The following is a 17,114-nucleotide window of genomic DNA, read 5'->3' on the forward strand; positions in this document are numbered from 1 at the left end:
CACATGTCCCTTCATCAAAAACTAACGATGTCAAAGAGCCAACCAGACAACAAAAGGCGGACAGCAATGGGGCCCCGATTCTTCCACCGGGGGACCGGCTATCCGTCTGTGTCTGGCGACCAACTTGGTGGGCGGTGAAACCGTCAGCGCCGCGTCGGTGAGAGGCCATATATGGGGGGCATTGAGTCGGGTCAACGCCTTTTTGCAATTTTATTTCACACTAGCGAAATAACCGCAGATTTCCGCCATTTTTACGGCCATTTTTCCTACACCTAAGTGGGGTCGTGACGCACAATTGCAAGGTTAGATCCGGTTGCAGTCCTGATTCCCGACGATTCATCGCTGCCTGTTACACTGAATCCAGTGACTCTGGCTGGGAATCGCTTTGCGAATCCAAGTTGATGCGCAGTTGATCGACTCGATTCCCCCCCCTTCACTCGTTCAGAACTTGGGCCCGGGACCTTTGTCTGGTAGATGTGCTTTCTGGGAGAAAGACATGTCGCATATTATCTGGACCGCATTTGCAACCGCGGGACTTGCCGCAGCCGCATTACCGCTTACGCAAGTCGCAGACGATGCGCAAAAGCGAACGCCCATTGCGACGACTCCCCTTCTGCCAGATCTGACTGATCCGCGCACCGCGATCCTCCCGCTCGATGAAGACAGCAACTTGCGCTATACGATACCTGTGAAGATTGACGGGGCTGGCCCATACAACTTCATGATCGACACCGGGGCGCAGGCCACCGCAGTGACAGACCGCGTTATGCGCGGCGTCATTCTTCCCCCTGCCGGCGAAGCAATGGTGGTTGGCATGGCGAGCCGACGGATAGTTGATCTTGTCGAACTCGACCGGTTCGAAGTGGCCGATCGTACTTTGCACAATATTGCCGCACCAGTGCTCCAACATCGCCATGTCGGCGCAGATGGTATTATTGGGCTGGATGCCTTGCAGGACTTTCGCGTCCTGATCGATTTTCGCGAAGAAACGATCGCAATGGCTGACGCTGACGAGGATCTCGGTCGTCGAGGTTTCGAGATCGTCGTCCGTGCGCGTAGCAAACTGGGGCAGCTTCTGATTACAGACGCATTGATAGAAGGGGTGCGTGCAACAGTGATCGTCGACACTGGGGCTCAGGCCAGCATGGGCAACCTTGCTCTGCAACGCCGGATCAGCGCCAAGCGCGCGCAGGAAGTCAAGACGACCGACGTCAATGGCGCCTCTATCTTAAGCGACCTTTCGTATGCCCGCAGCATCGAGTTTCAGGGTCTAGAAGTATCGAACGTGCCAATCACATTCGCCGATACGCCCGCGTTCGAGGCGCTTGGCTTGCAAGACAAGCCGGTCTTGTCATTGGGCATGCAGCATTTGCGTCTGTTTGACCGTGTCGCGATTGATTTTGCCAAGCGGCAGATCCTGTTCGACGTGCCGCGCAGAGCCCGCACACGTTACGAAGGCAATCACGCCACCCGCCTAGACCAGTAGAGACCCGCTGCAAGCTTGCGCTACCGCGCGCACTCCCCCACATGGGTCAGGCAATGCCGCCAGATACCGCAGACAATCGCCCGCTCGAAGCTGATGGCTGGCTCACGCTAAGACGCTTCCTTCCTTACCTTTGGCCGCGCGATAATCCATCGCTTCGGGGACGCATTATCGCTGCGATGGGATTTGTGCTTACGGCGAAAGCGGTCGTACTATCCCTGCCGTTTGCATATAAATATGCAGTCGATGCGATGACTGTGCCGAGCAATGAGGCGGCGATGGTCGCTCTCGCGCTGGTCCTTGCCTACGGGCTGGGTCGCTTCACAAGCGTCGCATTCGATAACCTGCGCAATATAGCGTTCGAGCGGGTCGGCCAGGTCGCCACCTTCAATCTAGCGCAGGATGTATTCCGGCGTTTGCACCGCCTGAGCCTACGATTCCATCTGGGTCGGCGCACGGGCGAAGTCACCAAGACGATTGAACGCGGCACGAAGAGCATAGACACGATGCTTTACTTCCTGCTCTTCAATATCGCCCCTACTGCCATCGAACTGATCGCGGTTGGCATTATCTTCTATATCAATTTCGGGTGGGAGTTGGTCGCGGCAACCAGCATTACGGTTGTCGCTTATATCTCAGTGACACGTTGGATCACCGAGTGGCGCACAAAACTGCGCCGCGAGATGAATGACCTTGATGGCAAAGCGCTTGATCGCGCGGTGGATTCGCTGCTCAATTACGAAACGGTCAAGTACTTCGGCGCGGAAACCCGTGAAGAGGAACGCTACAGCGCGGCAGCCGGCGCCTATGCCGAAGCGGCGATCAAGAGCGAGAATTCGCTAGCCATCCTGAACATCAGCCAGTCGCTCATAACCAATACCCTGATGGCGGGCGCAATGGCGCTGACTGTTTGGGGCTGGAGCCAAGGCCGCCTCACAGTTGGCGATCTGGTGCTGGTGAACACTTATCTGCTTCAGCTCTTCCGCCCGCTCGACCTACTCGGGTTCGTGTATCGCTCTATCCGCCAGGGCTTGGTTGACATGGGTGAGATGTTCAAACTGATGGACACCAATGTGGAAGTGCAGGACAAGCCAGGTGCGCCCGCCCTTCTCATCAATCGCCCGCACATAACATTCGATCACGTCAGCTTTGGCTATGAGCCTGAGCGGCAGATCCTCAACAATCTGAGTTTTGAAGTTCCGGCGGGTTCGACCGTCGCGATTGTCGGCCCTTCAGGTGCAGGCAAAAGCACGATCGCACGCCTTCTGTTCCGCTTTTATGATACCCAGGCCGGACGCATCCTTATTGATGGTCAGGATATCGCCGGGGTCACGCAGGAAAGCTTGCGCGCCGCAATCGGCATCGTTCCGCAAGACAGCGTGCTGTTCAACGACACGATCGGCTACAACATAGCATATGGCAGCGGCGGCGCGCGCGACGAAGATGTGGTTGCCGCTGCGCGCGATGCCTCTATCCTGCCGTTTGTCGAGCAATTGCCCGATGGCTTTGGCACCGAAGTGGGCGAGCGCGGCCTCAAGCTTTCCGGCGGTGAAAAACAGCGCGTTACGATTGCGCGCACGCTGGTGAAGAACCCTCCGATCCTGCTGCTGGACGAAGCGACCAGCGCGCTGGACAGCCGGACCGAGCAAGACATCCTGTCAACGCTCAAGCGCGTTGCCAAAGGCCGCACCACGATCGCTATCGCACACCGCCTTTCGACCATTGCCGATGCTGACCGCATCCTGGTGCTGGATCAGGGCAAACTCGCAGAGGCTGGCCGCCATCGCGATTTGCTCGCCGCGGACGGCTTATATGCCGATATGTGGACGCGCCAGTTGGCCGAGCGCGAACAAGAGAGCCAGGCGGCAGAGTAAAGCCTACTCTGCCTCAGTACTCGCTTCGTCTGCCACCTTCCGCAAGGAAGCCAGAGACAGATCCACGTCATCTGCCGCAATCACTTCCACATCGGGGAGGATCTCTTTCAGATCGTCCAGGAATCGCGATGCATCACCTACGATAACCAAGGTCGCCTTGGCCGGATCGACATAGGTGCGGGCCGCAAGGGTCGCCGCTTCGCTATCGACCGCATCCAGCCGCTCTGCAAATTTGAGCGCTTCGGCAGGTTCAAGCCCCTGCTGCTGCAGCGTTGAAACGATAGAGTTGAACCCGCCGCTCGATTCGAGCGCCCGGGCGAAGTTGCCTGACATGTAAAGCCGACGTTTGTTCAGCAAGTCATCGCTCAATGGTTCACTGCCCAGCCGTTCAAATTCATCAAAGAATATCTGCGCCACTTCATCGGCGGTTTCATTTTTGGTCTGCGCACTCGCGGTTAGAATTGATTCGTCCGCGCGATCGGCAAAGCCCGAATATGCGCCGTAGCTAAGTGAGCGCTTGGTGCGAATCTCTTCAAATAAGCGCGCGCTCGACCCGCCCCCAAGCACGCTGTTCGCCAATTCTAGCGGGAAAAAATCCTCGCTCTGGCGTGCGGGAGCCCGCACTGCTGCAACCACCGCAGCTTGGCCTGCGTCAGGCATATCAATCACAATCGTTCGGACCGGCTGGTCTTCACCCGCTGCCTCGTGCGGAACTGAACCCGGCGGGGTTGCGACAACCCAGTCGCCGAACATTTGCTCAGTCACAGAAATAGCCTGCTCGGGATTGATCCCACCGCTGACCACGATTTGCATGGCATCGGGATGGAAATAAGAGGCGCGGTGCGCGATCAGATCATAACGGGTAATCGCTGCCAGGCTCTCAGTAGTACCGCCCGGCTGTGAGCCGTAGGGCGCATCGCCATACATCGCGATCCGCACGACGTAGCGCGACAGGCTGCCCGGGTCTTTCAGCGAAACCTGCAAACCATCCGCCGCGCGTTTGCGTTCGCGCTGGAAGGCGTCTTCGGGATAGGTTGCCCCGCGAATGATCTGCGCAGCTAGTGCTCCGGCGTCGGCAAGCGTTGCAACCGGCGCTGTCAGGCTGAAGCTGGTACCGTCGCTGCCTGCGCCGCCGCCGAAACTCGCACCCAGACTTTCAAACCGGGCAGCGATGGCAACTTCGTCCATCCCTTCGATGCCTTTGTCCGCCAGCCCGGCTGCCATCTGCGCGACACCTGCCTTGGCGCGCGGATCAGTCTTGCTGCCGCCGGGCACCAACATGGTAACGGTAGCGATAGGTACGTCTCCGGTTTGTACAGCGACCACCTTAATGCCATTCGATAGCGTGCCCTCGACGATCTCAAGCGCAGCAACAACTGGCACATCGCCCGGTCCGGGAGGCGCCATGCGTTGATCCTCTGGCAGGACTTGGCGAATCTCACCCGCCGCTGCGGGCAATGTCCGATATTCGGGCATTGGTACCGGGTTGGCATAGGTCGATGGATCATCATCTCCCGCGGTATAGGTGAACGCTACGCGTTTTTGTGGATCGAGGTATTTCGCCGCCACCCGCATGACATCATCCGCGGTCACTTCCAGCAGTTGATTGAGGCGCGTATCGGCAAAGTCGGGATCACCACTTGAAACCAATGCTTCGCCTAGCTCGAACGCCCGTCCGCGCGCAGTTTCCCGGCGGCGCAGAGTGCTGGCAATGATTTCATTGCGCGCTTCGGCCAGTTCGGCCTCGCTCACCGGCTGAGTGCGGATGCGCTCCAACGCAGCGTCCAAAGTGGCGCTCGCCTGATCCATAGCTTCCGGATTGGAAACCACCGCATAGGCCGAAATTTGTCCCGCCTCACGGAACAGTTGGACATTGGCCGCGGCCTGGACCGCCTGCCCGCTGCGGACGAGCGCGCTATCCAAACGGTTATTGTCGCCGCGCACCAGAAGCGCTTCGAGCATTTCCAGCGCCGCAGCGTCTGGATCCGTTGTTGGCGGGCCTTTCCAAACCGCACCTACGACCGGAAGCGGCACATTGGGCGCGGTTGCATTGACCACACGCGGTTGCGTGCGTTCAGGTTCGCGCTGGGTAATGGCAAGATCAACCGGGTTCGCGCGCGGGGGAATGTCAGCGAAGTATTGGTCTACCAGGCTGCGAAGCCGAGCGAGTTCGAAATTGCCCGCTACAATCAGCGTGGCCGTGTCGGGCCCGTAGTAAGCCTCGTAGAATGCGCGTGCGTCATCCAGCGTGGCGCCGTCCAGATCCTCGATACTGCCAATGCCGGGGCGGCGATGCGGCATGATATCGAACGCGTTTTCTGCCAGGACAAAACGCTGCAGGCGGCCATAGGGCGGCGCGAGCACTCGCTGGCGCAGTTCTTCCTTCACAACCCCGCGTTCGGTTTCAAACACTTCGTCATCAACCACAACCTTCGCCATGCGTTCACGGTGGGTCCACAGCATGGTTTCCAAATACTGGGCAGGGACAATCTCGTAATAATTGGTGCGATCGACCCAATTCGACGCGTTACGTGTGCCGCCGATATCCGCAGTCAGCCCGTAGATCATGTTGTAAGGCATGTTCTCGGTCTTGCGGCTGAGGATATGCTCGAACAGATGCGCAAAACCGCTGCGCCCTTCGGGATCAAGCTTCGAGCCAATGTCGTACCACAGCGATGTCGTGACCGTGCTCGTCCCCGAATCCGGCAGGGCGATAACGTCCAGTCCATTATCGAGCGTCCACATGGTGTATTCGATTTCGGGAGCAGACAGCTGCGCCTGCATTGTTTCGCTATGCGCGTGCCCGTCAGCCAATGCCGGAGTCGTAGCAGCGATTGCAGCTGCTGCCGCGCCAAGAAGCAATGCTTTTCTGATCATATGTCGGCCCCTGAGTTTCGATATTAGTACCCATAATGCTTTGAACAGCCAGCAGGTTCCAGATCAACCGTAGAACCGTGTTTGTCCTGCGAACGGCCCATCAATATCGATGTGCGGCTTTAATTTGTGCCACGGCGTGCATACCAATTTTGGCTCCCACGGGGTTGTGCTGCACTGCACAATAGGCCAAAGGCGGGCATTCAAGATAAGCGCCGCGAATTGCCGGCGCCTTCCAAAAAATCCGAATTCGGGAATTTTCTATGTTTGATGCCGCCGCGATCCGCCGCGACTCGTTCTCCAATGTGCGCGCCGATATCCTCGCCGGGATTGTTGTCGCTTTGGCCCTTATCCCGGAAGCGATCGGCTTTTCAATTATCGCCGGCGTTGACCCGCGTGTCGGCCTTTACGCCTCTGTCACGATTGCAATCGTCATTGCGTTCACCGGCGGGCGTCCGGGCATGATTTCCGCAGCGACCGCAGCCGTCGCTGTAGTTGTCGTTCCACTGGTGCGCGACCACGGCGTGGAATACCTCTTCGCCGCGACCATTTTGATGGGTGTCTTTCAGGGCGTCGCCGCGCTGTTGCGGCTCAATCTGCTGATGCAATTCGTCAGCCGTTCTGTGATCACGGGCTTCGTAAACGCGCTCGCAATCCTGATATTCATGGCGCAATTGCCGCAGCTGATCGGCGTGAGCTGGGAGACCTATGCAATGGTCATCGTAGGCCTTGCCATGATCTACCTCATCCCCAAGGTCACAACAGCCATTCCGAGCCCGCTGATCGCGATCATCGTTTTGAGCGCGTTGTCGATCTGGCTCGATGCGCCGGTCAACACGGTCAGCGACATGGGTGAATTGCCCGAAGGGCTACCGTTCTTTGCGCTTCCCGATGTTCCGCTGACATGGGATACACTGCGCATCATCGCCCCTTATGCCGCAACCATGGCAGCGGTTGGCTTGCTTGAAAGCCTGCTCACCGCTCAGATCGTGGATGACATGACGCACACCGGCAGCGACAAGCGCCGCGAAAGCGCAGGACAGGGTATTGCCAACGTCGTCACCGGATTCTTCGGCGGCATGGGCGGTTGTGCGATGATCGGCCAATCTGTCATCAACGTCACCAGCGGCGGGCGCGGCAGGCTTTCGTCACTGACGGCTGGTGTTACACTGCTGGTGCTACTGGCAGCGCTTGGGTCGTGGGTGGGACAAGTTCCGATGCCTGCACTGGTGGCGATCATGATCATGGTCTCGATCGGCACGTTCTCATGGAACTCAATTCCCAACCTGGGCAAGCACCCATGGCAGTCCTCTGTCGTGATGCTGGCAACGGTTGTGACAGTTGTGACCACGCATAACCTAGCGCTCGGCGTGCTCGGAGGTGTAATCCTTTCAGGCGTCTTCTTCACTCACAAAGTGATGACCATGTTCGAGGTGGTTCGCGAACGCGATGGAGACACCGCGATCTACCGCGCCAAGGGCCAGATCTTCTTCGCCAGCGTCGATCGGTTCGAAGCGGCGCTCGGCCCGGAAAGCACCCAGTCTGATCCGGCTGACCATGTCATCATCGATGTCCGGAAGGCACATTTCTGGGACATCTCGGCCATCGGTGCGCTGGACAAGGTTGTAGAGCGTATGCGGCGAAACGGTCGAAGCGTGCAAGTGCGTGGGCTTAACCGGGCAAGCACTGACCTGTTCGACAAGTTCGCGCTGACAGATAAGACCGGCGTGGAAATTGGACTCGCTCCGCATCCTTGAAGAAGCACTTGATCGAAACAAAAAGGGCGGCTCTCGAGCCGCCCTTTTCATTCCGTAAAGCGAACAGTTACCCTTCAGATTCAGCCTCAGCTGCGATCGGCGTAACCGTTACCGTTTCGCCTTCGTCACTAGTCGAAGTGAAGCTTCCATCTTCGCCGGGTGCCTCATTAAGCCAACAGCGCGCTACATCGTCGCCAGCCGTGGTGAAACAAATCTTCTCGTCGACAATTTCAGAGGTGCCTTCATTGGGATTGCCCTCATCATCGACACCGTTCCAATTTCCATCCGCATCGATCGAAAATGGTGATGTACCTTCACCATCGTCGACGGAATAGTCTCCGGGAGCCACGCTGCCGTCGTAAGCGGCAACTTCATCAACCGGCACTTCGGCTTCGGTGTCGGCGGCAGGCGAGCAGGCTGCGAAAGCGAGTGCCGCGCTTAGTGCGAGATATGCTTTCATGTATATTCCCCCTCTTTCAAGGGCCCTCGGTTAGCATTGGTATGGCTGGTGGGCAACTTAACCGGTCTAATGCGCCAGCGAACGAATCAATCCGGACGTCTTTCAGCTTGCAGATTCTTGAGAGTATAGAGCGCTTCCTCAGCCCGCTCAGCCGGAACAAAAACATGATCATGATGGAATGCTGCGACCATGTTGCACGCGATCCCCGCGTCAGCGAGCGCGCCGGAAACGGCTGCTGTCAGCCCTACCCCCTCGAGCGCGGAATGCACCCGCAGCGTAATCCGCGCGAAGGCTGAACTTTCGTCGCCCAGTTCGCGCGCCACGCCTTCGGGTACGATAGCCGTCACGCCTTCGTCCTCGCGAAATGTCCCGATCGCTGAACAGAGCGCAGTTGGCGCCATTTCCGGCGAGATGAACAGAAAGCAGTAGGCTTGATCGTCGAGCAGCAGCGCCATTTGCGCAACCATCTCATCCCGGTCAGATACCGGTTCTCTCATCACAGGATGTATTTGCTGAGATCGCTATCGCCAGCGAGATCCGCAAGTCGATCTCGCACATAGGCAGCGTCGATCTTTATGGTCTCGTCAGCGTGATTTTCGGCTTCGAAGCTGATTTCTTCGAGCAACCGTTCCATCACCGTCTGCAAGCGCCGCGCGCCAATATTCTCGACGCTTTCGTTCACTTGTGCAGCAATCTTGGCGACTTCGCTGATTGCATCCTCGGTGAAATCGAGCGTGACTTTCTCTGTGCCCAACAGAGCCCGATATTGCTCGACCAGATTGGCGCGGGTCTCTGAGAGGATCCGCACGAAATCCTCTTCAGTCAGCGCGCGCAGCTCAACCCGAATCGGTAAGCGGCCTTGCAATTCGGGCAGCATGTCAGACGGTTTGGCCACGTGAAACGCGCCCGATGCGATAAACAGCACATGGTCCGTCTTCATCGGGCCGTATTTCGTGCTGACCGTTGTACCTTCGATCAGCGGAAGCAGATCGCGTTGAACGCCTTCGCGGCTGACCGAGCCGCCGCGCACATCACTCACCGCAATCTTGTCAATCTCGTCGAGGAATACGATCCCGTTGGTTTCGGCATTGGCAATTGCGGCCTGGTTCACGTCATCTTGGTCAAGTCGCTTGTCCGCTTCCTCGTCCACCAGCCGGTCCCAGGCATCAGGCACCTTCAATTTGCGGCGCTTTGTCGGCTTCTTGCCCATCGCCTTGCCGAACATGTCAGACAGATCAATCATTCCGACATTGCCGCCCATATTGCCCATGTCGAACGGCATTTGTGGCGCTTCGGAGATGTCGATCTCGACTTCGACATCGTTCATAGCGTCTTGCACGACGCGCTCACGGAATGCTTCGCGGGTCGCTTCAGATGCGTTTTCTCCGCAAAGCGCGTTGAGCAAGCGTTCCATCGCCGCTTCACTGGCGGCTTCGCGCACTGCATCGCGGCGGCGTTCTTTCTCAAGCCGGATCGCTTCTTCGACCAGGTCGCGCGCGATCTGTTCAACGTCGCGACCGACATACCCAACTTCGGTGAACTTGGTCGCTTCGATCTTGATAAAGGGCGCTTGCGCAAGCTTGGCTAGACGGCGGCTTATTTCTGTCTTGCCGCAGCCGGTCGGGCCGATCATCAGGATGTTCTTTGGCGTCACTTCATCGCGGAGTTCGCGATTGAGTTTTTGCCGGCGCCAACGATTGCGCAGCGCCACAGCGACCGCGCGCTTGGCGTCTTTCTGGCCGATAATATGCTCGTCGAGCGCGGCGACAATCGCCTTCGGAGTGAGTGATTCAATCATTTCAGTCAGATCTTCTCGACAGTCACATTGCCATTCGTGAACACACAGATATCTGCCGCGACTTGCATCGCCTTGCGTGCAATCACTTCGGCATCTTCTTCATAGTCAGCGAGCGCGCGCGCCGCCGCCAGCGCATAATTGCCCCCTGAACCGATGGCTGTGATCCCGCCTTCCGGCTCCAACACGTCGCCATTGCCAGTCAGCACCAGCAGCACATCCTTGTCAGCAACGATCATCAGCGCTTCCAGATTGCGCAAATATTTATCGGTGCGCCAATCCTTTGCCAGCTCGACCGCTGCGCGCAGCAATTGGCCAGAATGTGCTTCCAGCTTCTTTTCAAGCCGCTCGAACAGAGTGAAGGCATCCGCCGTTGCACCTGCAAAGCCGGCAATCACCTTGCCGCCTTCACCAATGCGGCGAACCTTGCGCGCATTGGGCTTCATCACCGTGTTGCCCATGGAAACCTGACCATCGCCCGCGATCACAGTTTGATCGCCGCGTTTCACGCCGACAATGGTGGTGCCGTGCCACTGGATCAGGCCGTGGCTCGCCGCTTTATCGTTCATGCAGCGAGATATGGGGGTGAAGTGCCGCCGGTCAAGCGGGCCGGGCCCGCAAACGCTTTATTGCGGGGCGCCACCAGCCCCAGGTGCGCCGACTGTGCCGATATTGCCGAACAGGTCTTCCAGGAAGCCGCGCTCGCGGCCCAATGTTGGCGTTTCATCACCGTCAGGCAAAAGGAACGCCACGCTGTCAATTCCGCTTCGATCGGTGCTGACAACCTTGCCAGCGTCATCGAACTGTATCGCAAGCACGCTATGCGAGCGGATTTTGGGACTGCTCATGGCGCGTTGCCCGGTGACACTGGAAATATAATACCAGGTCGGCGCGCCATACTGGCTGGAGAAGCTTGGGCGGCCCATTGTCATTTCCACCGAACGCTGGTTGTCGATGCCAGGCTGAATTGCATCGACCAGCAAAGCGTCAACCACATAGCCGCGCGATTGACGGATGGAAGTACACCCCGCCATCGCAAGCGCCAGAGTTGCAATCAGACCAATTTTGAAAGCTTTCGCGTGGATCATTCGAACCGCAAACCTTATCTGCATTCGCTTGCTACGCATTGTCCGCGCGGCGAGCATCACTATATCTCGGCCAAGAGCCTTACGGCGATGGCGCGCGGCTTGCAACGCCGCGTTTCAACGCCTCTGGGCATAGCGAATTGAATTCTGGCTGAACGCCAAACTTACGGAGCGCCCAAAACCCATGTCATTCCTTTCCAAGCTGCTCGGCACGCAGAAAGATCCGCGGGACGTGGTTCGCCCGCTTTGGCACAAGGTTGTCGAGCTGACGCGTGACCCAAGCTGGTATGCGGATTGCAAAGTGGCTGACACTGTCGCCGGGCGGTTTGACATGATCACCGCTGTGCTAAGCGTAGTGGTTGTGCGTATGGAGGCCGCAGACAGTCACCAGCAAAGCGCGCTTCTGTGCGAACTGTTTGTCGAAGATATGGACGGGCAATTGCGCGAATTCGGAATCAATGATGTTGTCGTCGGCAAGCATGTCGGCAAGCTGATGAGTTCGCTTGGCGGGCGGCTGGGCGCATATCGCCCTGCCCTGACCGAAGGGGATGCCGCAAGGCTGGAGGCAGCTATCACCCGCAATGTGACTTTCACTGAAGATGGCTCGCCGGCCTGCGTCGCAGGCAAGCTGCAAAACCTGCACGATCATCTTGCCAGGATGGATGCAGACGCGCTGATTGTCGCGGATTTCGGACTAGGCGAATCGGCATGAGCGAAAGCGAACTTTCCCGTCCGATCAAAGTCCGCGCACTACCCGCCGATCCGGTTGTCATCGAAGCGAGCGAGGCAGAGCGAGCCGTGCTGGCTGAGCGCTTCTCGCTCACCAGCGTCGATGATCTTCATGCAACGATAGAGCTGGAACAGCGCGCGAAGACGATCCGCGCGACCGGCACGCTCAAGGCGCGGATCACGCAAGTATGCGCGATCTCGCGCGAGGACTTTGTGACCAAGATTGAGGAGCCACTTGCATTCAGCTTTGTCGAGGAATTCGAGCCAGAGCCCAATGACGCAGATGAAATCGAGATCGAATTGGCTGCCGATGATCTCGACGAAATCGAATATTCAGGCATAACCTTTGATCTCGGCGAGGCTGTTGCCCAATCACTTGGCCTTGCGATTGATCCCTATGCCGAGGGACCGAATGCCGATGCTGCACGCAAGGCAGCAGGTATCAGCAGCGATGATGAACCTTCCGGCCCGTTGGCTGAAGCATTGAAGTCGTTGAAGAAGGACTGAATTCGCTACCGCATTTGCATCTGATACTGCTCCCCATTAAACCCGCCATGGGTCGACATTGTTGGGGGTATCAATGACGGCAAATCCGCGCGCAGAGCGATTCTTTTTCAACATCACCGTGGTGATGATCGTTTTCATATTTGTGGGTTTCGGCGCTTCCGCCATGTACCTGGCTGAATTTCCATTTCCACCTTCGCCTTTGGTAGCATTCCATGGCATCACATTGCTCGGCTGGTACTTGCTGACCGCCTCGCAAGCCCGATTGATCTACACTTCGGAATATGATCTGCACAAGAGAATGGGGCAGATGAGTGTGGCACTGGTCCTGCTGATGATCGTGACCGGTTACCTTGTAGTTCGAGGCGCATTTGCTAACCCGACAAGTTCGATCGGCGGCATGACGCCAGCTGGATCTACGATCTTCCCGAGCATGGATCTGCTCGGATTTTTAGTCTTCTATGTGCTGGCTTTATTGAACCGCAAGAACGGTGCAGCACACAAACGGTTGATGGTGCTTGCCGGTTTGATGATGCTGCCGCCAGCCACTGCGAGACTGGGCCTGGCGATAGGATTTGAGCCGCTGCCGGGAGTTGCCGCGCTAGCAATTGCAGGGACGTTCCTGATATACGTTTGGCGCGCACGCGGGAAACCTCATTGGGCCAGCATGCTCGGCCTCGTGGTCGCCGCTGGCGGCGCACCGCTGAGTTTCATCGTCGGTCGGTCAGAAGGTTGGGCACTATTTGCCGAGGCGATCTATGGCTAGGCCGAAGGCCCGTAATCAATCAAAACGGGATATCGTCGTCCAAATCGTCATAGTTGGAACCACCGCCAGCGCCCTGAACGCCTGAGCCGCCGCCCTGGTTGCCGCCGCCGAAGCCGCCGCCGCTCTGGCCTCCGCCATAGCCACCACCGCTTGAGCGATTGCCGCCAGCACCGTCGAGCATGGTCAGGGTACCATTGTATCCGCGCAGCACCACTTCAGTGCTGTAGCGGTCATTGCCCTGCTGATCCTGCCACTTCCGGGTCTGAAGCTGGCCTTCGACATAGACCTTGCTGCCCTTCTTGAGGTAATTCTCCACCACATTGATGAGGCCTTCGGAGAAAATCGCGACAGTGTGCCACTCGGTACGTTCCTGCCGTTCGCCAGTGCTGCGATCTTTCCACGTCTCGCTAGTGGCGATGCGCAGATTGGCGACCTTTCCGCCATTCTGGAAGCTGCGAATTTCCGGATCAGCCCCGAGATTTCCGATCAGCATTACCTTGTTGAGCGAGCCCGCCATTGTGCATTTCCTTCGTAAGATTCGATTCGATCTATCGGTAGGATATGCGCGGAATGGCGGCTAGCGCCAACTACAGGTTTTTTGTGAACGAAGCGAAATTACCGCGACGGGTAGCGCAGTCGCCCCAGAAAACGCGTGACGCTGAAAGTCTCGCGATCGCTGTTCAGGAATTTCGCCTTCACTTTCTCGAATTTCATCACACCTTCAATCCGGCGCTCGAGGAATGCCTTGGTCGCTTGTTTGTCTTCGCTTTCATCATCGATGAATACCGCCAGCGTCGCGCTGTAAATCCCGGCCAAGATCGCCCGCTTGGTATAGTGATTGTAATCAGTCGCAGTATCGCCTGCGAGCCGCCACATGATGTCCGCACTGCGCCACCCCATCTTGAGCCCGCGCGGCGCATTTTGCGGCTGTGCCATCACTGCCATCGCGCGGCGCACAGCCTCTTCCAGGCCTTGCGCTGCGTCCAGACGGAACTGCACCAATACACGAATCCGTTCGCGGATCTTCATCGCGCCAAGTTTTTCAGGCGTCAGCTCCTCAGCCATCGCCAGATCGACCGTGTCTATCCACGCCTCGATCATGTCCATCACTCCGCCGGGATAGGCCAGTTGGGCAACATCCAGATCAGCGCCGACCATCTCCGCCACATTTTCCAGCGCCGCCTGCGTCCAGCCATCGAAGATGGCGGATTCGGCAATACTGGGCGCGAGCGCGAGCCGCAGCTCATCCAGCGTCATATCGGCGTAGTCAGTCATGATCAGAAGCACATATTTAAAAGCTGGGTCCGTAATTCTCTTGAGAGCCAGAACTCTCTCTCGCTGCATCAGCCCGTTCGAATTCCGTTAGTACAGCGGTGTTGGCCGTCATTAGTTCCGCATAATCGCGCGCAGTCCGGCCCGAATTGTCCGCCCGATCCGGGTTTGCCTTGTTGGCAAGCAGCAGGCGGATCATCGGAATGTCACGGCGATGTACGGCAACAATCAGCGGCGTTTCGCCGGCGCTATCAGCCACTTCGATATCAGCGCCGGCTTTGATCAAGCGCTCCACACCTTCGATGAAACCCATTGTCACCGCAATCTGGATCGGTGTGACACCTTTCTTGTCGCGCACATTGGGGTTTGCACCGCGCTGAGTCAGGAAACGGATCCACAATTCATCGCGCCGCTTGGTAACGATATGGAGACCAGTCTCGCCACTGGTGAGATCACGGGTATTGATGATGGTTGTGCCCGGCTCGTCGAGCATCGCCGTAACAGCATCGCCGTCACGGTCGTCGACCGCTTTCAGGAATTCATACCCATCAGAGAACATCTGCGCGGCAACCGGGGCAGCGGCGAATACGCCAAGCAAAGCCGCCAGAGTTGCAATCTTGCGCATAACGACACGCGTCACGCTGTCATCCTTTCAATTTTCCTGTCAGAACCTACATCCATGGCTCTTCACAATGGCCGGTTAGCAGACGATGAACCAACTCACCATGCTTCACAATAAATTCTCCCGCAAATGGCTGTCACTGGCTGCAGCTTCCCTAGCGCTAACCGCTTGCGATCCCGCGCCTGTCGACACAATTGACCCGCCCTTGGCGGGCGCAACAATCGGCGGCGACTTTGCATTAACCGGATCAGATGGTGCAACCGTCAACTGGGCCGACTTTGCCGGCCAATATCGGATCGTCTATTTCGGCTTCACCTATTGCCCAGACATTTGCCCGACGGACGTCCAGCGTTTCTCTCAAGGTCTGGCAAAGTTTGAACAGGCAGCGCCCGAGCTGGGAACAAAGATCACCCCAATATTCATCTCTGTTGATCCAGAGCGTGATACCCCTGAAATCGTTGGCCAATTTATCGCAAACTTCCATCCGCGATTGGTCGGGCTGACCGGAACGCCGGAGCAGATCGAGGACGCAGCACGCAAATTCGCTGTGTTTTACTCGCGCGGCGATGATACGCCCGGAGGCGGTTATCTGGTTGATCATTCAGCTGTGGTCTATCTGTTCGGGCCCGATGGGGAACCGATCGCGATACTGCCCACAGATCAAGGGGCTGACGCTGTCGCAGCAGAATTAGCGCAATGGGTGAGCTGAGAGATCAATTCTGGGAGCGGCCGCTGTCAGAGCTCTCTCGGGCAGAATGGGAAGCCCTGTGCGATGGCTGCGGGCGGTGCTGCCTGCACAAGATCGAAGATTCAGACACTGGCGAGATTTCGGACACTAATGTCGCGTGCAAACTTCTCGATACCGGAACCGCGCAATGCACCGATTACCGCAATCGCAAAGCCTTTGTCCCTGATTGTCTGCGGCTAACGCTCAAGATCGTGAATGATGTCGCCTGGCTGCCCAGCACATGCGCTTATCGCTTGCGAGCCGATGATCAGCAGCTGCCGGACTGGCACTATCTGATCTCGGGCGACCGTGATGCCGTGAAGCACGCAGGGGTTTCTGTCGCAGGCCGCGTAGTGAGCGAATATGATGCCGGTCCACTGGAGCATCATATCGTTGAATGGAATGCGCGATGATCGATTGGCTACGCAAGGAGATGACCGAGCCGGAGATCGAACTTGATGGCCGAACCATACCCATTGTGCTGAAACGCCACCCCCGCGCGCGGCGGCTGACCTTGCGCCTTGCCGCTGATGGCAGCGCGGTCAACATCACTTTGCCGCAATGGGCGCGGGGCAAGGAGGCAATCGCCTTTGCCCATGCGCGGCAAGCCTGGCTCGCTTCCCAGCTGGCCAAAGTACCGCAGCGATCTGCACCCAAGCCGGGCGGCATTATTCAGTATCGCGGCAAGGAACTCACTATCGACTGGAGCGAAGACGCCCCAAGGCGGCCGAGCCGCGCGGATGACGCGATTGTTCTGGGCGGTCCGCGCCATGCTCTGGAACGCAGATTGGCGCGTTGGCTGGAGCGCGAAGCATTGGTAATATTCGAACAGGATACACAGACCTATTGCGAAGCGGCTCAGCTAGAGCCGGTGCCAGTCGCATTGTCTCGCGCGCAGCGACGCTGGGGCAGCTGCTCTGATAGAAAGCGCATCCGGCTAAATTGGCGGCTGATTCAAGCGCCGGACTTTGTCCGCCGATCCGTGGTCGCGCATGAGGTGACACATCTGGTGCATTTCGATCATAGCCTCGCCTTTCATGCGATGCTGGGCGATCTCTATGAAGGCGATATCTCAGCAGCAGATGCCTGGCTAAAACAACACGGACGCACGCTCTACGCTCAATTCGGCTGAAACCTGCCACTGGCATCGCCGCACGTCTGGCACT

At 57.7% G+C, this 17,114-nt stretch carries 18 protein-coding genes; 9 read left to right on the top strand and 9 right to left on the bottom strand.

What is annotated here, in order from left to right:
* Window positions 1-496 precede the first annotated feature (496 nt).
* The gene (locus QQX03_RS10885; RefSeq protein ID WP_285975744.1) at window positions 497-1,486 is read left to right on the top strand and encodes a retroviral-like aspartic protease family protein; all 990 of its coding nucleotides are present in this window, start codon (window positions 497-499) and stop codon (window positions 1,484-1,486) included.
* Between the two features lie 53 nt (window positions 1,487-1,539).
* The gene (locus QQX03_RS10890; RefSeq protein WP_285975745.1) at window positions 1,540-3,357 is read left to right on the top strand and encodes an ABCB family ABC transporter ATP-binding protein/permease; all 1,818 of its coding nucleotides are present in this window, start codon (window positions 1,540-1,542) and stop codon (window positions 3,355-3,357) included.
* A gap of 3 nt (window positions 3,358-3,360) precedes the next feature.
* Here the strand turns inward: QQX03_RS10890 and QQX03_RS10895 are convergent, their stop codons facing one another.
* A complete protein-coding gene (locus QQX03_RS10895) occupies window positions 3,361-6,234 on the bottom strand; it encodes a M16 family metallopeptidase (protein ID WP_285975746.1) in 2,874 nt (957 codons plus the stop codon).
* Window positions 6,235-6,494: 260 nt separating this feature from the next.
* Here QQX03_RS10895 and QQX03_RS10900 point away from each other — a divergent pair, with 260 nt between their 5' ends.
* Entirely contained in the window at window positions 6,495-7,988 is a 1,494-nt protein-coding gene (locus tag QQX03_RS10900; RefSeq protein WP_285975747.1) for a SulP family inorganic anion transporter, read from the top strand.
* Window positions 7,989-8,055: 67 nt separating this feature from the next.
* Here the strand turns inward: QQX03_RS10900 and QQX03_RS10905 are convergent, their stop codons facing one another.
* The 5 genes from QQX03_RS10905 to QQX03_RS10925 form a co-directional block, all read right to left on the bottom strand.
* Window positions 8,056-8,448 carry a hypothetical protein gene (locus tag QQX03_RS10905; RefSeq protein WP_285975748.1) on the bottom strand — a complete coding sequence of 131 codons (393 nt, stop codon included), beginning with the start codon at window positions 8,446-8,448 and terminating at the stop codon, window positions 8,056-8,058.
* An 86-nt stretch (window positions 8,449-8,534) separates the two neighbouring features.
* Window positions 8,535-8,945 carry an ACT domain-containing protein gene (locus tag QQX03_RS10910; protein WP_285975749.1) on the bottom strand — a complete coding sequence of 137 codons (411 nt, stop codon included), beginning with the start codon at window positions 8,943-8,945 and terminating at the stop codon, window positions 8,535-8,537.
* The gene (hslU, locus tag QQX03_RS10915) at window positions 8,945-10,246 is read right to left on the bottom strand and encodes an ATP-dependent protease ATPase subunit HslU (protein ID WP_285975750.1); all 1,302 of its coding nucleotides are present in this window, start codon (window positions 10,244-10,246) and stop codon (window positions 8,945-8,947) included. Before hslU ends, QQX03_RS10910 begins: the two co-directional genes overlap by 1 nt.
* A 5-nt stretch (window positions 10,247-10,251) precedes the next feature.
* Window positions 10,252-10,812, bottom strand: coding sequence for an ATP-dependent protease subunit HslV (gene hslV, locus QQX03_RS10920; RefSeq protein WP_285975751.1), 561 nt, complete (start codon window positions 10,810-10,812; stop codon window positions 10,252-10,254).
* 57 nt (window positions 10,813-10,869) lie between these two features.
* Window positions 10,870-11,370 (bottom strand): outer membrane protein assembly factor BamE, encoded by a 501-nt coding sequence (locus tag QQX03_RS10925; protein ID WP_432762825.1) that lies wholly within the window; start codon window positions 11,368-11,370, stop codon window positions 10,870-10,872.
* Between the two features lie 142 nt (window positions 11,371-11,512).
* Here QQX03_RS10925 and QQX03_RS10930 point away from each other — a divergent pair, with 142 nt between their 5' ends.
* From QQX03_RS10930 to QQX03_RS10940, 3 genes are all read left to right on the top strand, one after another.
* On the top strand, window positions 11,513-12,040 hold the full coding sequence (locus QQX03_RS10930) for a ubiquinol-cytochrome C chaperone family protein (protein ID WP_285975752.1): 528 nt from the start codon (window positions 11,513-11,515) through the stop codon (window positions 12,038-12,040).
* Window positions 12,037-12,564 carry a YceD family protein gene (locus QQX03_RS10935; RefSeq protein ID WP_285975753.1) on the top strand — a complete coding sequence of 176 codons (528 nt, stop codon included), beginning with the start codon at window positions 12,037-12,039 and terminating at the stop codon, window positions 12,562-12,564. Before QQX03_RS10930 ends, QQX03_RS10935 begins: the two co-directional genes overlap by 4 nt.
* 73 nt (window positions 12,565-12,637) lie before the next feature.
* Entirely contained in the window at window positions 12,638-13,327 is a 690-nt protein-coding gene (locus QQX03_RS10940; protein ID WP_285975754.1) for a hypothetical protein, read from the top strand.
* 19 nt (window positions 13,328-13,346) lie between these two features.
* On the opposite strand, the gene ssb is transcribed toward QQX03_RS10940, so the two are convergent.
* From ssb to QQX03_RS10955, 3 genes are all read right to left on the bottom strand, one after another.
* A complete protein-coding gene (gene ssb, locus QQX03_RS10945) occupies window positions 13,347-13,844 on the bottom strand; it encodes a single-stranded DNA-binding protein (protein WP_285975755.1) in 498 nt (165 codons plus the stop codon).
* A 98-nt stretch (window positions 13,845-13,942) separates the two neighbouring features.
* On the bottom strand, window positions 13,943-14,602 hold the full coding sequence (locus QQX03_RS10950; protein ID WP_285975756.1) for a COQ9 family protein: 660 nt from the start codon (window positions 14,600-14,602) through the stop codon (window positions 13,943-13,945).
* A gap of 16 nt (window positions 14,603-14,618) precedes the next feature.
* Complete coding sequence (locus QQX03_RS10955) at window positions 14,619-15,239, bottom strand: ankyrin repeat domain-containing protein (RefSeq protein WP_285975757.1); 621 nt, start codon at window positions 15,237-15,239, stop codon at window positions 14,619-14,621.
* 187 nt (window positions 15,240-15,426) lie between these two features.
* Here QQX03_RS10955 and QQX03_RS10960 point away from each other — a divergent pair, with 187 nt between their 5' ends.
* Genes QQX03_RS10960 through QQX03_RS10970 form a run of 3 tightly spaced genes read left to right on the top strand, consistent with a single transcriptional unit; the run spans window position 15,427 to window position 17,080 of the window.
* On the top strand, window positions 15,427-15,930 hold the full coding sequence (locus tag QQX03_RS10960; protein ID WP_349665842.1) for an SCO family protein: 504 nt from the start codon (window positions 15,427-15,429) through the stop codon (window positions 15,928-15,930).
* Window positions 15,918-16,361: a YcgN family cysteine cluster protein gene (locus QQX03_RS10965; RefSeq protein ID WP_285975758.1), complete on the top strand. Its 444-nt coding sequence runs from the start codon at window positions 15,918-15,920 to the stop codon at window positions 16,359-16,361. Before QQX03_RS10960 ends, QQX03_RS10965 begins: the two co-directional genes overlap by 13 nt.
* Window positions 16,358-17,080 carry a M48 family metallopeptidase gene (locus QQX03_RS10970; protein WP_285975759.1) on the top strand — a complete coding sequence of 241 codons (723 nt, stop codon included), beginning with the start codon at window positions 16,358-16,360 and terminating at the stop codon, window positions 17,078-17,080. Before QQX03_RS10965 ends, QQX03_RS10970 begins: the two co-directional genes overlap by 4 nt.
* Window positions 17,081-17,114: the final 34 nt, after the last annotated feature.

The organism is Altererythrobacter rubellus, assembly GCF_030284385.1.
GTDB classification, from domain to species: Bacteria; Pseudomonadota; Alphaproteobacteria; order Sphingomonadales; family Sphingomonadaceae; genus Erythrobacter; species Erythrobacter rubellus.

What these genes read in the sequence shown, in the direction of transcription:
- hslV (WP_285975751.1), bottom strand. Translation starts at nt 10,812, where the DNA reads ATGAACGATAAAGCGGCGAGCCACGGCCTGATCCAGTGGCACGGCACC.
- QQX03_RS10940 (WP_285975754.1), top strand. Translation starts at nt 12,638, where the DNA reads ATGACGGCAAATCCGCGCGCAGAGCGATTCTTTTTCAACATCACCGTG.
- QQX03_RS10930 (WP_285975752.1), top strand. Translation starts at nt 11,513, where the DNA reads ATGTCATTCCTTTCCAAGCTGCTCGGCACGCAGAAAGATCCGCGGGAC.
- QQX03_RS10970 (WP_285975759.1), top strand. Translation starts at nt 16,358, where the DNA reads ATGATCGATTGGCTACGCAAGGAGATGACCGAGCCGGAGATCGAACTT.
- QQX03_RS10925 (WP_432762825.1), bottom strand. Translation starts at nt 11,370, where the DNA reads ATGCGTAGCAAGCGAATGCAGATAAGGTTTGCGGTTCGAATGATCCAC.
- ssb (WP_285975755.1), bottom strand. Translation starts at nt 13,844, where the DNA reads ATGGCGGGCTCGCTCAACAAGGTAATGCTGATCGGAAATCTCGGGGCT.
- QQX03_RS10950 (WP_285975756.1), bottom strand. Translation starts at nt 14,602, where the DNA reads ATGACTGACTACGCCGATATGACGCTGGATGAGCTGCGGCTCGCGCTC.
- QQX03_RS10890 (WP_285975745.1), top strand. Translation starts at nt 1,540, where the DNA reads ATGCCGCCAGATACCGCAGACAATCGCCCGCTCGAAGCTGATGGCTGG.
- QQX03_RS10905 (WP_285975748.1), bottom strand. Translation starts at nt 8,448, where the DNA reads ATGAAAGCATATCTCGCACTAAGCGCGGCACTCGCTTTCGCAGCCTGC.
- QQX03_RS10895 (WP_285975746.1), bottom strand. Translation starts at nt 6,234, where the DNA reads ATGATCAGAAAAGCATTGCTTCTTGGCGCGGCAGCAGCTGCAATCGCT.
- QQX03_RS10935 (WP_285975753.1), top strand. Translation starts at nt 12,037, where the DNA reads ATGAGCGAAAGCGAACTTTCCCGTCCGATCAAAGTCCGCGCACTACCC.
- hslU (WP_285975750.1), bottom strand. Translation starts at nt 10,246, where the DNA reads ATGATTGAATCACTCACTCCGAAGGCGATTGTCGCCGCGCTCGACGAG.
- QQX03_RS10885 (WP_285975744.1), top strand. Translation starts at nt 497, where the DNA reads ATGTCGCATATTATCTGGACCGCATTTGCAACCGCGGGACTTGCCGCA.
- QQX03_RS10900 (WP_285975747.1), top strand. Translation starts at nt 6,495, where the DNA reads ATGTTTGATGCCGCCGCGATCCGCCGCGACTCGTTCTCCAATGTGCGC.
- QQX03_RS10910 (WP_285975749.1), bottom strand. Translation starts at nt 8,945, where the DNA reads ATGAGAGAACCGGTATCTGACCGGGATGAGATGGTTGCGCAAATGGCG.
- QQX03_RS10965 (WP_285975758.1), top strand. Translation starts at nt 15,918, where the DNA reads ATGGGTGAGCTGAGAGATCAATTCTGGGAGCGGCCGCTGTCAGAGCTC.